General features: G+C 64.3%; 12 protein-coding genes and 1 tRNA gene. 7 read left to right on the plus strand and 6 right to left on the minus strand.

Features of this window, described 5'->3' with window-relative positions; all coding sequences use genetic code 11:
* Window positions 1-6: 6 nt before the first annotated feature.
* Window positions 7-756 carry a fimbrial biogenesis chaperone gene (locus J2W94_RS02385; protein ID WP_310090033.1) on the minus strand — a complete coding sequence of 250 codons (750 nt, stop codon included), beginning with the start codon at window positions 754-756 and terminating at the stop codon, window positions 7-9.
* Window positions 757-771: 15 nt separating this feature from the next.
* On the minus strand, window positions 772-1299 hold the full coding sequence (locus J2W94_RS02390; protein ID WP_310090034.1) for a Csu type fimbrial protein: 528 nt from the start codon (window positions 1297-1299) through the stop codon (window positions 772-774).
* Between the two features lie 364 nt (window positions 1300-1663).
* On the opposite strand from J2W94_RS02390, the gene map reads away from it, so the two are divergent.
* From map to asnB, 6 genes are all read left to right on the plus strand, one after another.
* On the plus strand, window positions 1664-2458 hold the full coding sequence (map, locus tag J2W94_RS02395; RefSeq protein WP_310090035.1) for a type I methionyl aminopeptidase: 795 nt from the start codon (window positions 1664-1666) through the stop codon (window positions 2456-2458).
* Window positions 2380-5079, plus strand: a complete 2700-nt coding sequence (gene glnD / locus J2W94_RS02400) for a [protein-PII] uridylyltransferase (protein WP_310090036.1) — start codon at window positions 2380-2382, stop codon at window positions 5077-5079. The genes map and glnD overlap by 79 nt, the downstream gene beginning before the upstream one ends.
* Window positions 5080-5099: 20 nt before the next feature.
* A complete protein-coding gene (gene dapD, locus J2W94_RS02405) occupies window positions 5100-5951 on the plus strand; it encodes a 2,3,4,5-tetrahydropyridine-2,6-dicarboxylate N-succinyltransferase (protein WP_310090037.1) in 852 nt (283 codons plus the stop codon).
* A gap of 187 nt (window positions 5952-6138) precedes the next feature.
* Window positions 6139-6498 (plus strand): Spx/MgsR family RNA polymerase-binding regulatory protein, encoded by a 360-nt coding sequence (locus J2W94_RS02410; protein WP_310090039.1) that lies wholly within the window; start codon window positions 6139-6141, stop codon window positions 6496-6498.
* The gene (gene dapE, locus J2W94_RS02415; RefSeq protein WP_310090040.1) at window positions 6495-7625 is read left to right on the plus strand and encodes a succinyl-diaminopimelate desuccinylase; all 1131 of its coding nucleotides are present in this window, start codon (window positions 6495-6497) and stop codon (window positions 7623-7625) included. The genes J2W94_RS02410 and dapE overlap by 4 nt, the downstream gene beginning before the upstream one ends.
* 407 nt (window positions 7626-8032) lie before the next feature.
* Window positions 8033-9721, plus strand: coding sequence for an asparagine synthase B (asnB, locus tag J2W94_RS02420; RefSeq protein WP_310090041.1), 1689 nt, complete (start codon window positions 8033-8035; stop codon window positions 9719-9721).
* A gap of 128 nt (window positions 9722-9849) precedes the next feature.
* Here the strand turns inward: asnB and J2W94_RS02425 are convergent, their stop codons facing one another.
* From J2W94_RS02425 to J2W94_RS02440, 4 genes are all read right to left on the minus strand, one after another.
* Window positions 9850-12264 (minus strand): penicillin acylase family protein, encoded by a 2415-nt coding sequence (locus tag J2W94_RS02425; RefSeq protein WP_310090042.1) that lies wholly within the window; start codon window positions 12262-12264, stop codon window positions 9850-9852.
* 66 nt (window positions 12265-12330) lie between these two features.
* Entirely contained in the window at window positions 12331-12990 is a 660-nt protein-coding gene (locus J2W94_RS02430) for a thiopurine S-methyltransferase (RefSeq protein ID WP_310090043.1), read from the minus strand.
* A 78-nt stretch (window positions 12991-13068) separates the two neighbouring features.
* Window positions 13069-15312 carry a DNA topoisomerase IV subunit A gene (gene parC, locus J2W94_RS02435; protein ID WP_310090044.1) on the minus strand — a complete coding sequence of 748 codons (2244 nt, stop codon included), beginning with the start codon at window positions 15310-15312 and terminating at the stop codon, window positions 13069-13071.
* Window positions 15313-15437: 125 nt separating this feature from the next.
* Window positions 15438-15524 (minus strand) — tRNA-Leu (locus J2W94_RS02440).
* 96 nt (window positions 15525-15620) lie between these two features.
* Between J2W94_RS02440 and rnr the strand changes: the two genes are divergently transcribed.
* Window positions 15621-18077 carry a ribonuclease R gene (rnr, locus tag J2W94_RS02445; protein WP_310090045.1) on the plus strand — a complete coding sequence of 819 codons (2457 nt, stop codon included), beginning with the start codon at window positions 15621-15623 and terminating at the stop codon, window positions 18075-18077.
* Window positions 18078-18221: the final 144 nt, after the last annotated feature.

Consider the following 18221-nt stretch of genomic DNA (forward strand, 5'->3'; position numbering starts at 1 on the left):
AAGGCCTCAGTGCGCACCTGGAACCAGTGGCAACGACTGTTCGACAGGCCCACTGTTGATTCTCGCCTTGAAGGCGCCGCCCGCGAAGCGAGAAGCGGGTGATTTCAGCGACCAGCGCATCCGTTGCCCGGGGAGAACATAACCAACGAGTCCTGGAATGACGACGTCCTGCTTGTTGGAGGCATCGGTATAGATGAGATCCGCGATTTGCGCATGCTCGCTGCCATGGTTCTCGATTTCGATCGCGGCTTGGCCATCCTCGCCTTCGACCAACCGGGTATGCAGCGCCGGCGCGATGGGCGTTGGCGTTTCCGGCAGAACGAAAACGGGTATCGAATAGCGCAGAACGAACTGCAGTCCCTGCTGTTCCTTGTTGGGCGCCGGAAGTTCGTCGACGATGACCCGATAGCTCGTTTCCGCGGCCGGGGGAATCGGCTTCGTGCGCACCAGGCGCACCAGTTGCCGTTCGCCGGGGGGTAGGGTCTGCATGGGAGGGCTGATCACCAAGTCGCGTGTTGGCTCGAGCAGCTCCTCGCCATTCACCTGGGTCCAGCGGAATACGCGCAGTTGCACCTGTACCGGGGCCTCGCCGCTGTTGCTCAGCCAAAGGCCATCGGCGTTCTGCTTTGCCTGCAAGGTCAAAGAGGTGGGTGCGACCTGCAGGCTGGCGGCGCCCGCCGGACTCGCGAGCGCCAGAAGCATGGCAAAAAAAATCGCAGCCCGACAACGAGCACTCGGGCTGCGATGTTTAGTCATGTCCGTCGTATCCGCTCAATAGGTGATCGTGGCGGTAACAGTATCAAGATACGAGCCGGCGGCGGCGTTATTGGTGCTGGGGTTCGCCACACGACCATAGACCGGATAAGGCTGGTTTAGGCCGGTACCGGTGCCGGCAAGGGTATTGGTGCCAGTCGTGTTGCCCCACACCAGCGAGCGGCCGGCGTCGCGGTACAACTGATAGGCGACGAAATTGTTGGTCAGCACGGCGGCATCGATGTTCTTCATGCGGCGGGTGGTGACGTCGTTCGCGGTGCCGGCATTGACGCCTGCGTTAAGGGCGATGCTGTAAGGCGTCAGCGGCGTGCAATTGGCGGTGACGCTGCCCTGCGCATCCGCATTGGCGGTAGCGGTGGATGCCACGGAGCCGAAATCGACGTCGGTCGCCGCGGCGGCGGTGATCGTGCAGGCCTTCAGGATGACGATCTTCACGTTGAAGGTGGTGGTGTCGGCGGCGAAGGCCGGAGTTACGCCAGCGGCGATCAGGGCAGTGGTGAGCAAGGCAGACTTGAGGACGTTCATTGGCTTGTAACTCCGGCTTGGTGAGGGGTATGCCCGGCTCGTGCCGGATAGGGGGTCATAAGCAGAATGCGTGCCAAAACTCACATTTGAATTTTATTCCAATAAAATCAATGGCTTAGTATTGAAGCGATCACGAGCGAAGGGCGATCACTCTTGCCGGAAGTGTTATTACGACACGGAAAATATGTGAGCACGTCACTATTTGACGGGGCTTCCGTCACTTTAGTGCCGGAAGTCGGTCATCCTTTGCCGAGAGCAGCTCGCTTTTACCAGATGGCTGAAACCAAGCGGTCTAGCCGGTGTCCACCTAATAGGCAGTTCGCTTTCCATCCAGGCTCGCGATGAAATCGGCGATAATCCAGCCATGGCCATCACCCTCAAAACCCCCGAAGACATCGAGCACATGCGCGTCGCCGGCCGTTTGGCCGCCGAAGTGCTCCAGGTCGTCGCCCCGTATGTGAAGCCGGGCGTGACCACCGCCGAACTGGACCGGGTCTGCCACGACCATATCGTCAACGTGCAGCACGCTATTCCGGCCAATGTCGGCTACGGCGGCGGCCACGGGCGCATCCCATTTCCGTTCACGGTCTGCACCTCGGTCAACAACGTCATCTGCCATGGCATGCCCAGCGAGGGCAAGGTCCTGAAGGACGGCGACACCGTCAACATCGATGTCACCGTGATCAAGGACGGCTGGCATGGCGACACCAGCCGCATGTACTACGTGGGCACTCCCTCGGTCATGGCCAAGCGGTTGGTGGAAACCACCCGCGAAGCCATGTTCCGCGGCATACGCATGGTCAAGCCGGGCGCCACGCTCGGGGATGTCGGGCATGCCATCCAGGAATACGCCGAATCGCAGCGCTTCAGCGTGGTGCGCGAGTACTGCGGCCACGGCATCGGCAAGGTCTACCACGACGAACCGCAGGTGCTGCATTACGGCCGGCCCGGCGACGGCGTGGTGCTCAAGCCCGGCATGACCTTCACCATCGAGCCGATGATCAACGAGGGCACGCGCTACACGCGTCTGTTGCCCGACGGCTGGACCGTGGTCACCAAGGACCGCAAGCTCTCCGCGCAATGGGAACACACCGTGGCGGTGACCGAGGACGGCGTGGAGATACTGACCCGGGTACCGGGCGACGACAACGATCTGTGAGCACCACGGCTACCGCGAAAGAGACTGGGACGCGGCCGCCGGATAGCGAAAGCGATGTCGCGTGGTCGGCGCACGCACGCGCAACGCTAAACGCTTCAGACGCCAAACTTGCGAAGCGTTTCGATCAGGGCGACGAGGTCGACCGCCTGGTCGCGCTGCGCGCGCGCGCAGCCGATCACCTCCTAAAGGAAGCCTGGGCGCGCTGCATCCCCGTCGAGGCTCCGCTGGCCTTGTTCGCGGTAGGCGGTTATGGGCGCGGCGAACTTTTCCCGCAATCCGATATCGATCTGCTGGTGCTGGCCGATAGCGAGGCTCAACAAGCGCAGCATGCTTCGCTGTCCCGCTTCTTCGCGATGCTTTGGGATGCCGGTTTGCCGGTCAGTCACGCGGTGCGTTCGCCCGCTCAATGCACCGAAGCCGCTTCCGACCAAACCGTACTCACCGCCTTGATCGAATGGCGCGCGCTATGCGCCGATGAAGCGGCGCAAGCGACGCTGATGGCGGCGATTTCCCCGCAGCAGGTGTGGCCGCCGCGCGATTTCTTCGTGGCCAAGCGCGAAGAACAGCGCATGCGCCACGCACGCTTCGGCGACACTTCGGAAAATCTCGAACCCAATATCAAGGACGGTCCGGGCGGCTTGCGCGATCTGCATACCTTGGGCTGGATGGCGCTGCGCACTTTCGGCGTGCGCGAACTGGAGCCGCTGATCGGCCTGAGCCATGTCGGTCCCGACGAAGCCGCCGCGCTGGCGCGCGAACGCCGCGCGCTCGGACGCCTGCGCTACGGCCTGCATCTGGTCGCCGGTCGCCCGGAGGAGCGCCTGCGCTTCGATTATCAGAAGACGCTGGCCGAACGCCTGGGTTTCGCCGACGACGAGGAGACCCTGGGCGTCGAGAAAATGATGCAGGGTTTCTACCGCAGCGCAGCCATCGTGCGCCGCGTCAGCGATCGCCTGCTGCAGCGATTCGAAGAACAGTTCGACGGCGAGGCGCTGCCCGAGCCGCTGGACGACTTTTTCGCTTTGCGCCGCGGTTATCTGGCCGCGCGCGATCCGGCCTGGCCGCAGGCCGACATCTCCCAGGTATTCGCGCTCTTCGCCATGTGGGCGGCGCATCCGGAAGTGAGAGGGCTGCACTCGCGCACCGCCCGCGCGCTGGCCGAATCGCTGACCCGGTTGCCTGCGTTCGAAGTCGCCACCGCTGCCCAATGCGCCGATTTCATGGCCTTGCTGCGCGCGCCACGCGCCGTCGAGACGCTGACTCGCATGGCGCGGCTCGGGGTGCTCGGACAATGGATCCCGGCATTCGCGCGAGTGTCGGGACGCATGCAGTTCGATCTGTTCCACGTCTACACCGTCGATCAGCACACGCTGATGGTGTTGCGTAATATCGCCGCGTTCTCGTCGGGCCGCGCCGACGAGCGTTTCTCTATCGCCCACGAAGTCTGGCCTCGGTTGCGCAAGCCGGAGCTGTTGCTGCTGGCCGGCCTTTTCCACGATATCGCCAAGGGCCGCGGCGGCGACCACTCCGAACTCGGTGCCGTCGACGCGCGCGAATTCTGTGCGGCGCACCGGATCAGCGAAGGCGACACCTCGCTGATCGCCTGGCTGGTCGAGCAGCATCTGCGCATGTCGATCACCGCGCAGAAGCAGGACATCTCCGACGCGGAGGTGATTCACCGTTTCGCCACGCTGGTCGGAGACCGCGAACGCCTGGACTATCTGTATCTGCTGACCTGCGCCGATATCGCCGGCACCAGCCCGAAATTATGGAATGCGTGGAAGGACCGATTGCTCGCCGACCTGTACTTCGCCACACGCCGGGTATTGCGCGAAGGGCTCGAACAGCCGGTAGCGGCCGATGCGCGGATGGAAGAGGCGCGCGAATCGGCGCGTGCGCTGATGGCGGTGCAGGGTTTCGACGCGGCCACCGCGGACGCCTTGTTCGCGATCATGCCGGCGGAAGGCTTCCTGCGTTTCCGTCCCGAACAGATCGCCTGGCAGGCCAGCGCGCTCCGCAACGTGGCTCCCGGCGAAACCCGGGTACGCGTGCGCCGCATCGCCGACGACGGCAACGCGCTGGAAGTCTTCGTGCATTCGCCGGACCGCAGCGGGCTGTTCGCCGCCATTCTGGCGACGCTGGATCGCATGGGTTTCGGTATCCACCAGGCGCGCGTGCTCGACGGCCCGCATGGCACCATCTTCGATACTTTCGAAGTGTTGCCTGCGGACAGCTACGCCAGTTCGGATCCGGCGGAGGTCGAAGCCGGTCTCGGCGACGCGTTGGACGGTCCGTTGGAAAAAGTGCGCACCTCTCGCCGCGCGATGCCGCGGCAGCTCAAGCATTTCCGCTTCGCTCCGAAGATCGAGTTCGGAACCACGCCCGATGGGCGCCGCACTTTGCTGAGTCTGGTAGCGCCCGATCGTCCTGGTCTGCTCTCGGATGTGGCCCAGGTGCTGCGCGCGCAGCGACTCAACGTGCACGACGCACGCATCGCCACTTTCGGCGAACGTGCCGAGGACTTGTTCCAGATCACCGACGCGCACGGCCAGCCGCTCGACGACCAAACCCAGCAGGCTTTGCGCGATGCATTGCGCGCCAGCTTCGAAAACCTACCTTGATCGAGAAAGACAGGAAGCAGATGACCAAGCAGATCCACGACGACGCAGCACTGAGAATCCTCATCGACGATGCGTTCGAACGCCGCGCCGATCTTGCCGCGGGCGAGATCGAAGCTTCCGTGAAGCCTGCGGTGGAGCAGGCGATCGGCGGCTTGGAGTCCGGCGCCTTCCGTGTCGCCGAGCCGGGCGACGGCGGTAAGTGGAAGGTCAACGAGTGGCTGAAGAAAGCGGTGTTGCTGTACTTCCGCGTCAACGACATGGCGGTGATCGACGCGCAGCCGGCGCCGTTCTGGGACAAGGTCGAGTCGCGGTTCGCCGGTTACGATGCGGCCCGTTTTCGCGAGGCGGGCGTGCGGGTCGTACCGGGGGCGGTGGCGCGGCGCGGAACGTTCATCGGCAAGGACGTCGTACTGATGCCGAGCTTCGTCAACATCGGCGCGCACGTCGGCGAGGGCACCATGGTCGATACCTGGGCCACGGTGGGTTCTTGCGCGCAGATCGGCAAGCACTGCCACTTGTCCGGCGGTGTCGGCATCGGCGGCGTGCTGGAACCCTTGCAGGCGTCCCCCACCATCATCGAAGACCATTGCTTCGTCGGTGCGCGCTCGGAGGTGGTGGAGGGCGTAGTCGTCGGCCATCACAGCGTGATCGGCATGGGCGTGTTCCTGGGCCAGTCCACGCGGATCTACAACCGCGCTACCAAGGAGGTTTCCTACGGCTATGTGCCGCCGGGGAGCGTGGTGGTGTCGGGTTCGTTGCCGGCCGCAGACGGTTCGCATTCGTTGTATTGCGCGGTGATCGTCAAGCAGGTGGACGAGAAGACGCGGTCCAAGACTTCGATCAATGAGTTGCTGCGCGGGTTGGCGGACTGATTTTTTTGCTCGTCATTCCCGCGAAGGCGGAAATGCTCCTCAACAGCCGAATGGCTGGTCAACCCAGCGACTTCTGCTTCAGTCACGCATAACCGTTTAAAGTCGCTGGGTCCCCGCCCCCGACTAAAGCACTCGAGGGCAGGCTCTTCGCGGGGATGACGCCGGATAGGACAATAAGAAGATTGGCATGACCACGCTTTACGGGCTCAAAAACTGCGACACCTGCAAGAAAGCCGCCAAATGGCTGGATAGGTTCGGCGTGACATACGCCTTCGTCGACTATCGCGACAATCGCCAGCCAGCGGAAACGCTGGTGGAATGGGCGAAGCAGGCGGGCGGTTGGGACACGCTGATCAACAAGTCTTCCACCACTTGGCGCCAGCTGCCGGAAAACCGCAAAACGCCCGGTTCGGACGCGGAGTGGAAACTGCTGTTGAAAGAGTACCCGCAGCTGATCCGTCGCCCCGTGGTGGTAACCGACGATGGCGTCGTGACGCAGGGCTTCAGCGACAACGGTTTCAAGCAGCGCTTCGGTGTCGGCAAATGACCGACGTCCTCGCGCTGACCAGCGAGTTGATCCGTCGCCGCTCGGTGACGCCGTTCGACGAAGGTTGCCAGGAGCTGATCGCCACACGCCTGCAGCGTGCCGGCTTCGTCTGCGAGCGCCTCCGCTTCGGCGAAGTGGACAATGTGTGGGCCACGCACGGCAGCGGATCGCCGGTGCTCGCGCTGCTTGGCCATACCGATGTCGTGCCGTCAGGACCGGTCGAGGATTGGACCAGCGATCCGTTCCAGCCGACGGTCCGCGATGGCGTGTTGTACGGGCGCGGCGCCGCCGACATGAAAGGCAGCGTGGCCGCGTTCGTGATCGCGCTGGAGCAGTTCGTCGCCGCCCATCCCGACCACGCCGGCACGGTGGCCTTGTTGCTGACTTCGGACGAGGAGGGCGACGCCATCGATGGCGTTCGCCGTATGGCCGAGGTTTTTCGCGAGCGCCAGCAGGCCATCGACTGGTGTGTCACCGGCGAACCTTCGTCCACCCGAAAGCTCGGCGACCTGTTGCGCGTGGGACGACGCGGAACTCTTTCCGCAACGCTGACGGTGAAAGGCGTGCAAGGCCACGTCGCTTACCCGGACAAGGCGCGCAATCCCATCCATCAGGCCTTGCCCGCGCTGGCGGAACTCGCTGCGCGACGCTGGGACGAAGGCTACGAAACCTTCCCGCCGACCAGCCTGCAGATCTCCAACTTCAATGCCGGCACCGGTGCCAACAACGTGATACCGGGCGAAGCCAAGATCCTGTTCAACCTGCGCTACAACCCGAACTGGAATGCGGCGCAGTTGGAAACCGAGATCGGCGCGGTGCTCGACCGGCATGGCCTCGAGTACGACTTGCACTGGCATCGTGGTGGCGAGCCTTTCTACACGCCTGAAGGCCGTCTACGCGCCGTCGCACGCGAGGTGTTGGGCGAGTTCGCCGGTGCCGCTCCTGAAGAAAGCACTGCGGGAGGCACTTCGGACGCGCGTTTCATAGCGCCGCTGGGCGCGCAATGCATCGAGGTCGGTCCGGTCAACGCCAGCATTCATAAGGTGAACGAGAACGTATCGGTCGCCGATCTGGAGGCGTTGCCCAAGCTCTACCGGCGGCTGATCGAGCGATTGTTGCTGCCGTAACCTTTTTGCCGCTTCTAACCTTCTCCCATCGGGAGAAGGTGGCCGAAGGCCGGATGAGGGTACGGGTGGGCCTACATGATGAGCAATTGCTGTTAGTTCCGCGGTCGGCTGTGGCATGAGTTGCTCCGCCGTACCCTCACCCCAACCCCTCTCCCGAGGGGAGAGGGGCTATAAAGGCTTGCCAGCGGCCCCTCAAACCGGTTAGTTTCAATCCATGCCTCGTTCCTTTGTCTCCGCCCGTCTCAATTCGAACCGCCGCAATATTGCGCGGACGAATAATCGTGCGCGGCCAATGCGGGTCTGCGACTAGGCGAACAGGAACAAGCCGAATCAACAGGAAACCCGCATCGCGAGATGCGGGTTTTTTTCGTTTACCGCCTTTGAATTTCAATCCCAGGAGTTATCCCATGTGTTCCATCTTCGGTATTTTCGGCCTGCAATCGGGCGACGACCTGCAGGGCCTGCGAAGGCAGGCCCTGGAACTCTCGCAACGCCAGCGCCATCGCGGTCCCGACTGGAGCGGCGTCTATACCGACGAGGGCGCGATCCTGGTGCATGAGCGCCTGGCCATCGTCGATCCGGCCGGTGGCTCGCAACCGCTGCGCTCGGCCGACGGCGGGCTGGCGCTGGCGGTGAACGGCGAGATCTACAACCACCGCGAACTGAAGAAGGAATTGAAGCAGCCGTACGAGTTCCTGACCGGATCCGACTGCGAAGTCATCAATGCGCTGTATCGAGAGGACGAACCAGCGTCCTTCCTCAACCGACTCAACGGCATCTTCGCCTTTGCGTTATGGGACAAGGTCGCCGGCCGCGCGCTGATCGCACGCGACCCGATGGGCGTGTGTCCGCTGTACTGGGGCCACGATCGCGAAGGTCGCCTGTGCGTGGCCTCGGAGATGAAAGCGATCAGCGGCCTGTGCGCCGACGTGGCGCAGTTCCCGCCGGGCCACTACTACGACAGCAAGACCGGCGAACTCGTCCGTTACTACCTCAAGCCCTGGCGCGACTACGATGCGACGCAGGGTGTGGAAGTGTCGAAGCAGGAATTGCGCGAAGCCTTCGAGCGCGCCGTGCATCGTCAGCTGATGACCGATGTTCCCTATGGCGTGCTGCTTTCGGGCGGGTTGGATTCGTCGCTGGTGGCGGCGGTCGCGGCGCGCTACGCGCGCCATCGCATCGAGGAAGACGACAAGGCCGAAGCCTGGTGGCCGCGCCTGCATTCCTTCGCCATCGGCTTGAAAGGCTCGCCGGACCTGGCAGCGGCGGAAGTCGCGGCGGCCGCGCTGGGCACGGTGCACCACGGCTTCGAATACACCTTCGAGGAAGGGTTGGATGCGTTACCGGAAGTGATCCGCCACATCGAGACCTACGACGTCACCACCATCCGCGCCTCCACGCCGATGTATCTGCTGGCGCGGCGCATCAAGGCGATGGGGGTGAAGATGGTGCTGTCGGGCGAGGGTTCCGACGAGATCTTCGGCGGCTATCTGTACTTCCACAAGGCGCCGAACGCGCGCGAGTTCCACGAAGAGCTGGTGCGCAAACTGGATGCGCTCTACAACTACGATTGCCTGCGCGCGAACAAGTCGATGATGGCCTGGGGTGTGGAGCCGCGGGTGCCGTTCCTGGACGTGGAGTTCATGGACGTGGCGATGAGGATGGATGCGCAGGCGAAGATGGTCGACAAGAGCGGGGCCGGCGCGCGGCGCATCGAAAAGGCGGTGTTGCGCGAGGCTTTCGAAGGCTATCTGCCGGAGTCGATCCTTTGGCGGCAGAAGGAACAGTTCAGCGACGGCGTGGGCTACGGCTGGATCGATGGTTTGAAGGCGCACGCCGAAGCGCAGGTCAGCGATCGCGAACTGGCTGCGGCGGCCAAGCGCTTTCCGATCAATTCGCCGCTGACCAAAGAGGCTTATTACTACCGCAGCTTATTCGAGGAGTTCTATCCCGGGCCCGCTGCGGCGGAGACGGTGCCGGGGGGCAAGTCGATCGCCTGTTCGTCGCCTGCGGCCATTGCCTGGGATGCGAGCTTCGCCGGTGCTGCGGATCCGTCCGGCCGGGCGATTGCCGGGGTGCATAACGCGGCGCTTTAATTTCCCTTCTCCCTTCGGGAGAAGGTACCCGGAGGGCGGATGAGGGTACGGCGAAGTCCAGAGGGTTCACCCTGTCATGACTTCGCCGTACCCTCACCCCAACCCCTCTCCCGACGGGAGAGGGGCTTTTACGGCTTCAGCGTCAACGTGTATTCCGCCTTCCCCGGCAGGAATGGCGTCGGCAGTCCCTGCACCCAGTCTTCGTGCCCGGCGCCCCAGAACGGCGATAACGGATTGCCGCTCTGGCCGCCCGGCATATGGATAATGCCGTCGGCTTCATGGCCGGGCGATACCACCATGCGCTCGGAGGCGCCGAAAGAAGGCCCTTGCACGCGCGGCATGGCGCCATCGCCGTGCAGCTGGTCGGCGGGCATGCACAGCGTGGGCTTGAGCATCGCGGGCAAGGCGTTGGCCAGCGGATGGCAGATTTTCGCGGTGTTGCGCTCGCCCCAGGTGCGTTGTTCCAGCGGGCCTTGTGCGGACAGATCGTCGCGGACCTGGCGCGCTGCGTCTTCCAGCAACGCTTCCCAGCTGGCGAAGCGGCGCGACAACAGGTTGGCGGGGCGTTCGGTGAGCAATGGCCAGACCGTGCCTTCCAGCTGCGGCAGGTCGGGCATTATGAAATCTTCGCCGAGCGCAACCTGGGCCGGCGCGGTCAGGCCATCGGCGATACGGGCATGCACGGCTAGCCGCCAGGCACGAACGATGCGGTAACTGACCGAATCGGTGCTGGCGCGTCCTTCCCAGTGATCCGCAGCCTTGGCCAACGCGCCCAGCGCCGGAGTTTTGTCGCGTTCGCTCTCTTTCTGCAGCAAGGCCCACCAGCGCTGCAGGAATACGGCGCGGTCGTCGAGTTGGATCGCCAGCAGATCTTTTTCGGTGAAGCGATCGCGGGAAAAAAGATCGTCGCGGATCTGCTTGGCGCGCGCGCCCAGCGCGTAGCCTCCGTCGCCGGCAAGTTTCAGGCCCGCCTCGTCCATGGTGCGGTTGTTGGCGGTCCACAAGCGGTTGGAGGGCGGATCGATCAGGCGCGGGGAGGCCGCAGCGTCCGTCATCCATGGCGAGCAGGTAGCTGGCGCGCCGGCGACGCCGGCATCGGCTCGAGTAACGGTAGTTGAAATGGGCATGCCGGGAAGGACGGCATGCTGTTCGGGCGTCGTGGCCAGACAGCCAGGATCGCGTTTCGGGAATCCGCCGATCACGCGCCAGCCGATATGGCCGCTGGAATCGGCCACGGTGAAATTCTGTGCGGGGATGCCCGAGGCGTCCGCGACGGAAAACGCACCGGCGATATCGCGGGCGATGGCGAGGTCGGTGAAGGACACCCGCAGCGATCCCGGCAGCTGCGGTGTCCAGCGCAGCGCCAGCGCGGAGCCGTTTTTCGACTCATGCAGTATCGGACCCCAGGCCGTCTCGTGGACCACGAAATCGACAGGCGCCGCGCCGGCGACCTTGATGCTTTCGTGGAAATCCGTGCGCTCGGCGCAACCTTGCGTGCCCGCCCGGCACGCCGGCAGTTCGGCCCAATCGGCCCAGTCGCCGTAACTGTTGGTGAAACCCCAGGCGACATGGCCGTTGCTGCCGACCACGACCGCTGGGAAGCCCGGCAGCGTGAATCCGGAGATATCCACTTTGCCGCCGGATGCACGCAGGTCCGGATACCGCAAGCGTGCGCGGAACCAGATATTGGGCGCGCGCAGGCCAAGGTGCATGTCGTCGGCGACGATGGCGCGGCCATCGGCGGTCAGTGCCCCCGCCACGGCCCAGTTATTACTGCCCGGCGTACCTTTTTCGGCCAACGGAACCAGATCTTTGGTCGCCGGCATGGGGAGCTTGGTCAAATCGACCGCTTCGGCGTCGGGCAGTACTGCATTGCCACGCGGGTCGCCGAACAAAGGGGCATCCCATTCGGTGCCGTCATGGGTCAGCAACGCGTACAGCGCGGGCGGAACCGTGTTCTTTATTCTCCATAGCGCCAGCTCCCGCGTGTTCTGCGAATCCTGCAGGTCGAAGTACATCGCATAGGCGGTCAAGGCGGAATCGGCCAGCTCCCAGCGTCGCGGCTGCTGGCGCAGCAGCAGATACGGCCATGGCCTGACCGTCAAGCCGTTCAGACCTGCATTCACGCCATCGGTATACGCCTGCAGTTGCGCGCGCTTGTCGCCGGCGAAGTCGTCCAGGTTGGCCATCACCCGCGCGCGCATGCGATGCACGCGGCGTTCCTTGTCCAGTTTCAGCGCGATGGATCCGAACAACTCCGAGAGCTCGCCGGCCGAAGTGCGGCGCATCAGGTCCATCTCGAAATAGCGTTCCTGCGCGTGCACGTATCCCAATGCGCGCGCCATGTCGGTTTCGTTGGCGGCGTCGATGGTGACCACGCCCAGCGCGTCGCGCTGGATGCTGACCGGCGCGGTCAGACCGGGGAGGGCCAGTTCGCCGTCGAGCTTCGGCAGGCTACCGTGCAGCAACCACCAGCCCAGGGCGAAGGCGAGAACGACAAGCACGAGCAGGAGCAGAGCGATACGCTTCAGCCAACGGATCATGCGGTCTTCCCCTGTAGGTGGGGATCATTGTAGAAGCGTCGCAAGTCGCAACCAAGTACGAGGCGGCTAGTCCCTGCGCTCAAGGCGATAAGCCACGGTCGCCAACCGGGTCACGCCCTCGGCGACGAACCCCGGCTGCGCGGCCAAGATGTCGCGGCGTTCCCCGCATTCGATCTCCCAATCCCGGGCATACAGCGCGCGGACCTCGTTTTCATCGACCGAAAACGGCGGACCGTCCTTCTGGTGCTGCGGATATTCCAACGTGATCAACAGACCGCGGCAGCCCGCCGGCAAGCGCGAATACAGTTCGCCGGCATAGCGTCGCCGCATCGTCGCCGGCAAGGCGATCAGTGCGGCGCGGTCCAGCACGCCCATGCAGTCCGACAAGGCTTCCGCATCCAGTGCGAACGCGTCGCCGCAGATGAGCTCCACCGCGCCGGCGACGTGGTGCACGCCGTAAACGGATTTGTGACGTTCAGGCGTCAGCCCGTGTTCGGCGAAGAACTGGTCGATGGCGATCTGCGACAGTTCCACTCCCAGCACGCGATGCCCCTGTGCCGCCAGCCACAACATGTCGCGGGTCTTGCCGGCCAGGGGAACGAATACCCGGCTGCCCGCAGGTAGCGCCAACGTCGGCCAGTATTCCCGCAGCAGCGGCGTCACCTCGTCCTGGTGGAAACCGATCCGGCCTTCCTGCCAGCGCTGGTTCCAGAAGTCGTGTTCCATCACTCCACCGCTAGGCGCGCCACGACGACATCTGGCTGTGGGGATGAAGAACGCGCCGCAGCGCGTGGGGAAAGTGGGCTACTGGACATCCAGGCCGTCCACCTTCTGCCAACCCCTGGGCAACAACCCGCCACGACTCGCCCGCGCGCCCACATACTCATCCAGGTCCTTGAACGACAGCGACATCGTGCGCTGCCCGCTCTTCACCAGCAGCGTGCTGCCCGGCGACACCGCCGCGACGGCGACCACGCGCTCGGTGCCCAGCTTGGCTTTCGGTATCTCGATGATCTTGTTGCCTTTGCCTTTGTCGAGCTCCGGCAGATCCGATAGCGCGAAGGCGAGCAGATGCCCAGCGCTGGTGACGGCGACGATTCGATCGGTCGCCGGATTGGCGGTCTGCGCCGGCTGCAGCACTTTTGCGCCATTGGAAAGGTTCAGCATCACCTTGCCGGCCTTCTGGCGGCCGGTGAGATTCTCGAAGCGGGTGACGAAGCCGTAGCCGTGCGAGGAGGCCAGCACGAAACGCGCGTCGTTGTCGCCCGTCGCCAATGCCACGAACGAGGCGCCGGAAGCGGGCGAGAAGCGGCCTGTGAGCGGCTCGCCGTTGCCGCGCGCCGAGGGCAGCGTATGCGTCGCGGTGGAATAGCTGCGCCCCTCCGAATCCAGGAACGCGACCTGCTGCGTACTGCGTCCGCGCACCGCGGCCAGCAGGCCGTCGCCGTCGCGATAGGACATGCCGGCGGCGTCGACGTCGTGGCCCTTGGCCGCGCGGATCCAGCCTTTTTCCGAAAGCACCACGGTCATCGGTTCGCTGGCGACCAGCTCGGTCTCGTCCAGCGCCTGCGCCGCTTCGCGTGCGATCAGGGGAGAACGGCGCGCGTCGCCGAACTTCTTCGCATCGGCCAGCAGTTCGTCCTTGATCAGCTTCTTCAGCTTGGCCTTGGAACCGAGAGTGGAGATCAGGCGGTCGCGCTCGGCATCCAGTTCGTCCTGCTCGCCGCGGATCTTCATTTCCTCCAGGCGCGCCAGTTGCTTCAGACGGGTGTCGAGGATGTAGTCGGCCTGTTCTTCGCTCAGCTTGAAGCGCGCGATCAGGGCGGCGCGCGGTTCATCCTCGGTGCGGATGATGTGGATCACTTCGTCCAGGTTGAGGAACGCGACCAGCAGGCCTTCCAACAGATGCAGGCGGCGCTCGACCTTTTCCAGGCGATGATTGAGGCGGCGGGTGACGGTGTCGGTGCGGAACACCAGCCACTCGCTCAGCAGCGAGCGCAGGTTCTTGACCTGCGGACGCCCGTCCAGGCCGATGATGTTGAGATTGACGCGGTAGCTCTTCTCCAGATCGGTGGTGGCGAACAGATGGCCCATCAGCTGTTCGGCATCGACCCGGTTGGAACGGGTGATCAGCACCACGCGCACCGGATTGAGATGGTCGGATTCGTCGCGGATGTCTTCCAGCCACGGCAGCTTCTTGGCGCGCATCTGCGCGGCGATCTGCTCGATCACCTTCGACGGCGATACCTGGTAGGGCAGCGCATTGATGACGATGTTCTGGCCTTCCTTCAGGAAGGTGGCGCGGGCACGCACGCTGCCGTTGCCGCTCTCGTAGATCGCGCGCAGATCGGCGATGGGGGTGATGATCTCGGCGCTGGTCGGGTAGTCGGGACCGCGCACGTGTTCGCAAAGGTCGGCGACCGTGGCTTGCGGATCGTCCAGCAGACGGATGCAGGCGCTGACGATCTCGTTGAGATTGTGCGGCGGTACGTCGGTGGCCATGCCGACGGCGATGCCGGTGGTGCCGTTCAACAACAGGTGCGGCAGCCGTGCCGGCATCCAGGTCGGTTCCTGCAGGGTGCCGTCGAAGTTAGGGGTCCAGTCGACGGTGCCCTGACCCAGCTCACCCAACAGCACTTCGGCGATGGGAGTCAGTTTGGATTCGGTGTAGCGCATCGCCGCGAACGACTTGGGATCGTCGGGCGAGCCGAAGTTGCCCTGACCTTCGATCAACGGATAGCGATACGAGAAGGGCTGCGCCATCAACACCAGCGCCTCATAGCAAGCGCTGTCGCCATGCGGGTGGAATTTGCCGATCACATCGCCCACGGTGCGCGCGGATTTCTTGGGCTTGGCGGTGGCGTTAAGCCCCAGCTCGCTCATGGCGTAGATGATGCGGCGCTGCACCGGCTTCAGGCCGTCGCCGATGAAAGGCAGGGCGCGGTCCAGGACCACGTACATCGAATAGTCGAGGTAGGCGCGTTCGGCGTACTCGCGCAGGGGGATCTGTTCGAAGCCGTGGAAGGTGGGGCGGATGGTTTCGGTCATTGGTTCCGGTGCAATCGGCGAATCGTGGCGATGATTCTACCCGCCGCGTCCACCCACCACGTCACCGGCCCAAGACGCCCCAAAAGCAAAAACCCCCGCTTGCGCGAGGGTTTTGCTTTTTACCTTGGTGCCCAGAAGAGGACTCGAACCTCCACGAAGTTGCCCCCGCTAGCACCTGAAGCTAGTGCGTCTACCAATTCCGCCACCTGGGCAGGTGCAGGGCGCGCATTCTCCGGATTGCGCGGTGCTATGTCAACGGATGGCTGCGCGATCACGGCCCGTATTCAGTCGGGGTGTAACATGGCGGGATGACGAAGAAGCCAACGAAAGGTGGGTCCAAGCCCACGACGGGCAAGCCTGGCAAGCAGGGCGAAAGAGCAAAAAAAGCGGGTGCCGCGCCCAAATCCAAGCTGCCGCCGTGGATGCCGGACCTGCCGGCAGCCAAGCCCGCATCGGCAAGAAGAGGTCCTCCCGTCGTCTCCAGGCAACCCCGTCCGCCGCAACACGGGCAGCGCGGCGACTTCCGCGACCCGCACGCAGCGCGCGAAGCCGAGCGTTACGCCGATCCCATCGCCAGTCGCGAAGCCATCCTGGCCGAGCTGGCCGCCGCCGAAGGACCGCAGACGGCCGAGGACCTGGCGGCCAGCCTTGGGTTGACCGCGCCCGACCGTTTCGATGCGCTGGGCAAGCGTCTGGGTGCCATGGTCCGCGACGGTCAGCTGCTGCAGAACCGCCGCGGCGGGTTCGCGCCGGCCAAGCAGATGGACCTGATTCCTGGGGTGGTCATCGCCAACCCCAATGGGTTCGGCTTCCTCAGACCGGACGAGGGGACCGGCGACGACCTGTTCCTGCCGCCCAATGAGATGCGCAAGGTCATGCACGGCGACCGCGCCATGGCCTGCGTCACCGGCATCGACCGCAGCGGCCGCCGCGAAGGCAGCATCGTGGAAGTGCTGGAACGGCGCCTGTCGCGCCTGATCGGGCGCTTCACCCTGGAAGCGGGCATGAGTTACCTGGTTCCGGACGACAAGCGGGTGCAGCGCAACGTGCTGATCCCGCCGGACCAGCGCGGCGACGCGGTGGACGGTCAGCTGGTCGTCGCCGAGCTGACCCAGACGCCCGATGCGCGGCGTCCGCCGATGGGCCGCATCGTCGCGGTGCTGGGCGACAAGCTGACGCCGTCGCTGGTGGTGGAAGCGGCCATCCACGGACATGAGATCCCGCACGAGTTCCCGCAGGAAGTGCTGGATCAGGCCGCCGCCGTGCCGCTGGTGGTGGAAGAGAAGATGGTGGCCGGGCGCGTGGACCTGCGCGACATGCCGCTGGTGACCATCGACGGCGCCGACGCCAAGGATTTCGACGATGCGGTGTATTGCGAGAGCAATCGTCAGGGCTTGCGCATCAAGAACCGCCAAGGCTACCGCCTGGTGGTCGCCATCGCCGACGTCTCCTACTACGTGCAGCCCGGCACGCCGCTGGACGAGGAGGCGCAGAAGCGCGCGACTTCGGTGTACTTCCCCGGTTTCGTGGTGCCGATGCTGCCGGAGACGCTTTCCAACGGCATCTGTTCGCTGAACCCCAAAGTCGACCGCATGTGTTTCGTCTGCGACATGCAGGTGAACAACGAGGGCGAAGTCACCCAGTCCCGGTTCTACGAGGCGGTGATGCGCTCGCATGCGCGCCTGACCTACGACCAGGTGTGGAACGCCGTCGGCGAGAACGACGCCGAAGCGCGCGAATCCATCGGCGCGCAACTTCCCCAGGTCGAACGCCTGTACGAGCTTTACCACCTGCTGGCCAAGGCGCGCGAGAAGCGTGGGGCGATCGAGTTCGAGACCTCGGAAGTACGTTTCGAACTGGACAACCGCGGCGAAGTCACCCAGGCCGGCATGCTGCTGCGCAACGACGCGCACAAGCTGATCGAGGAGTGCATGATCGCGGCCAATGTGGAAGCGGCGAAGTACCTGCTGGGCGCGCACATCCCCGCGCCTTATCGCGTGCACGACCGGCCGCCGGAGTCCAAGTACGCCGACCTGCAGGAGTTCCTCAAGGAATTCAAGCTGAGCATGCCGCCTTGGGCCAAAGTGCAACCGCGCGACTTCACCCAGTTGCTGAAGAAGATCCGCGAGCGTCCCGACGTCGCGTTGCTGGAGTCGGTAGTGTTGCGCAGCCAGAGCCTGGCCGTGTACACGCCCGCCAATGCCGGACACTTCGGCCTGGCGCTGGAGGCTTACGCGCACTTCACTTCGCCGATCCGCCGCTATCCGGATCTGTTGGTGCATCGTGCGATCAAGTACGCGCTGACCGGGGGCAAGCCGGCGAAGTTCCTCTATTCCGAACATCAGATGGCGGCCTTGTCGCTGCAGTGTTCCGAGCGCGCGCGCCGCGCCGACGAAGCCGAACGCGAGGTCGACGAACGCTATCGCGCCGCCTGGATGGAGCAGCACGTGGGCGGGCAGTTCGATGGCGTGATCAGCGGCGTGACCAGCTTCGGCCTGTTCGTGGAGTTGAAGGATTCCAAGGTCAACGGTCTGGTCCACGTGACCCAGCTGCCGCACGACTATTACCACTTCGATCCGATCCGCAAGACGCTGTCCGGCGAACGCCGCGGCATGTCGTTCCGTCTGGGCGATGCGGTGCGCATCGTGGTGCTGAAGGCCAGCCTGGAAGAACGCAAGATCGACTTCAAGCTGGCCGAAGAGAAACAGGTACAGGGATTGCCGCCACGCGGGCAGCCGGCGAAGCAGAAGAAACAGAAGTATTGAGGCTGTTCCTTCTCCCGGTGGGAGAAGGTGCCCGAAGGGCGGATGAGGGTACGGCGAAGCTAGTGGTTTGCGAACCATCATGGACTCCGCCGCACCCTCACCCCAACCCCTCTCCCGATGGGAGAGGGGCTCAATAATCACCTT

Origin of the sequence: Pseudoxanthomonas sacheonensis, from assembly GCF_031455975.1 — a bacterium.
Lineage (GTDB): Bacteria > Pseudomonadota > Gammaproteobacteria > Xanthomonadales > Xanthomonadaceae > Pseudoxanthomonas_A > Pseudoxanthomonas_A sacheonensis_A.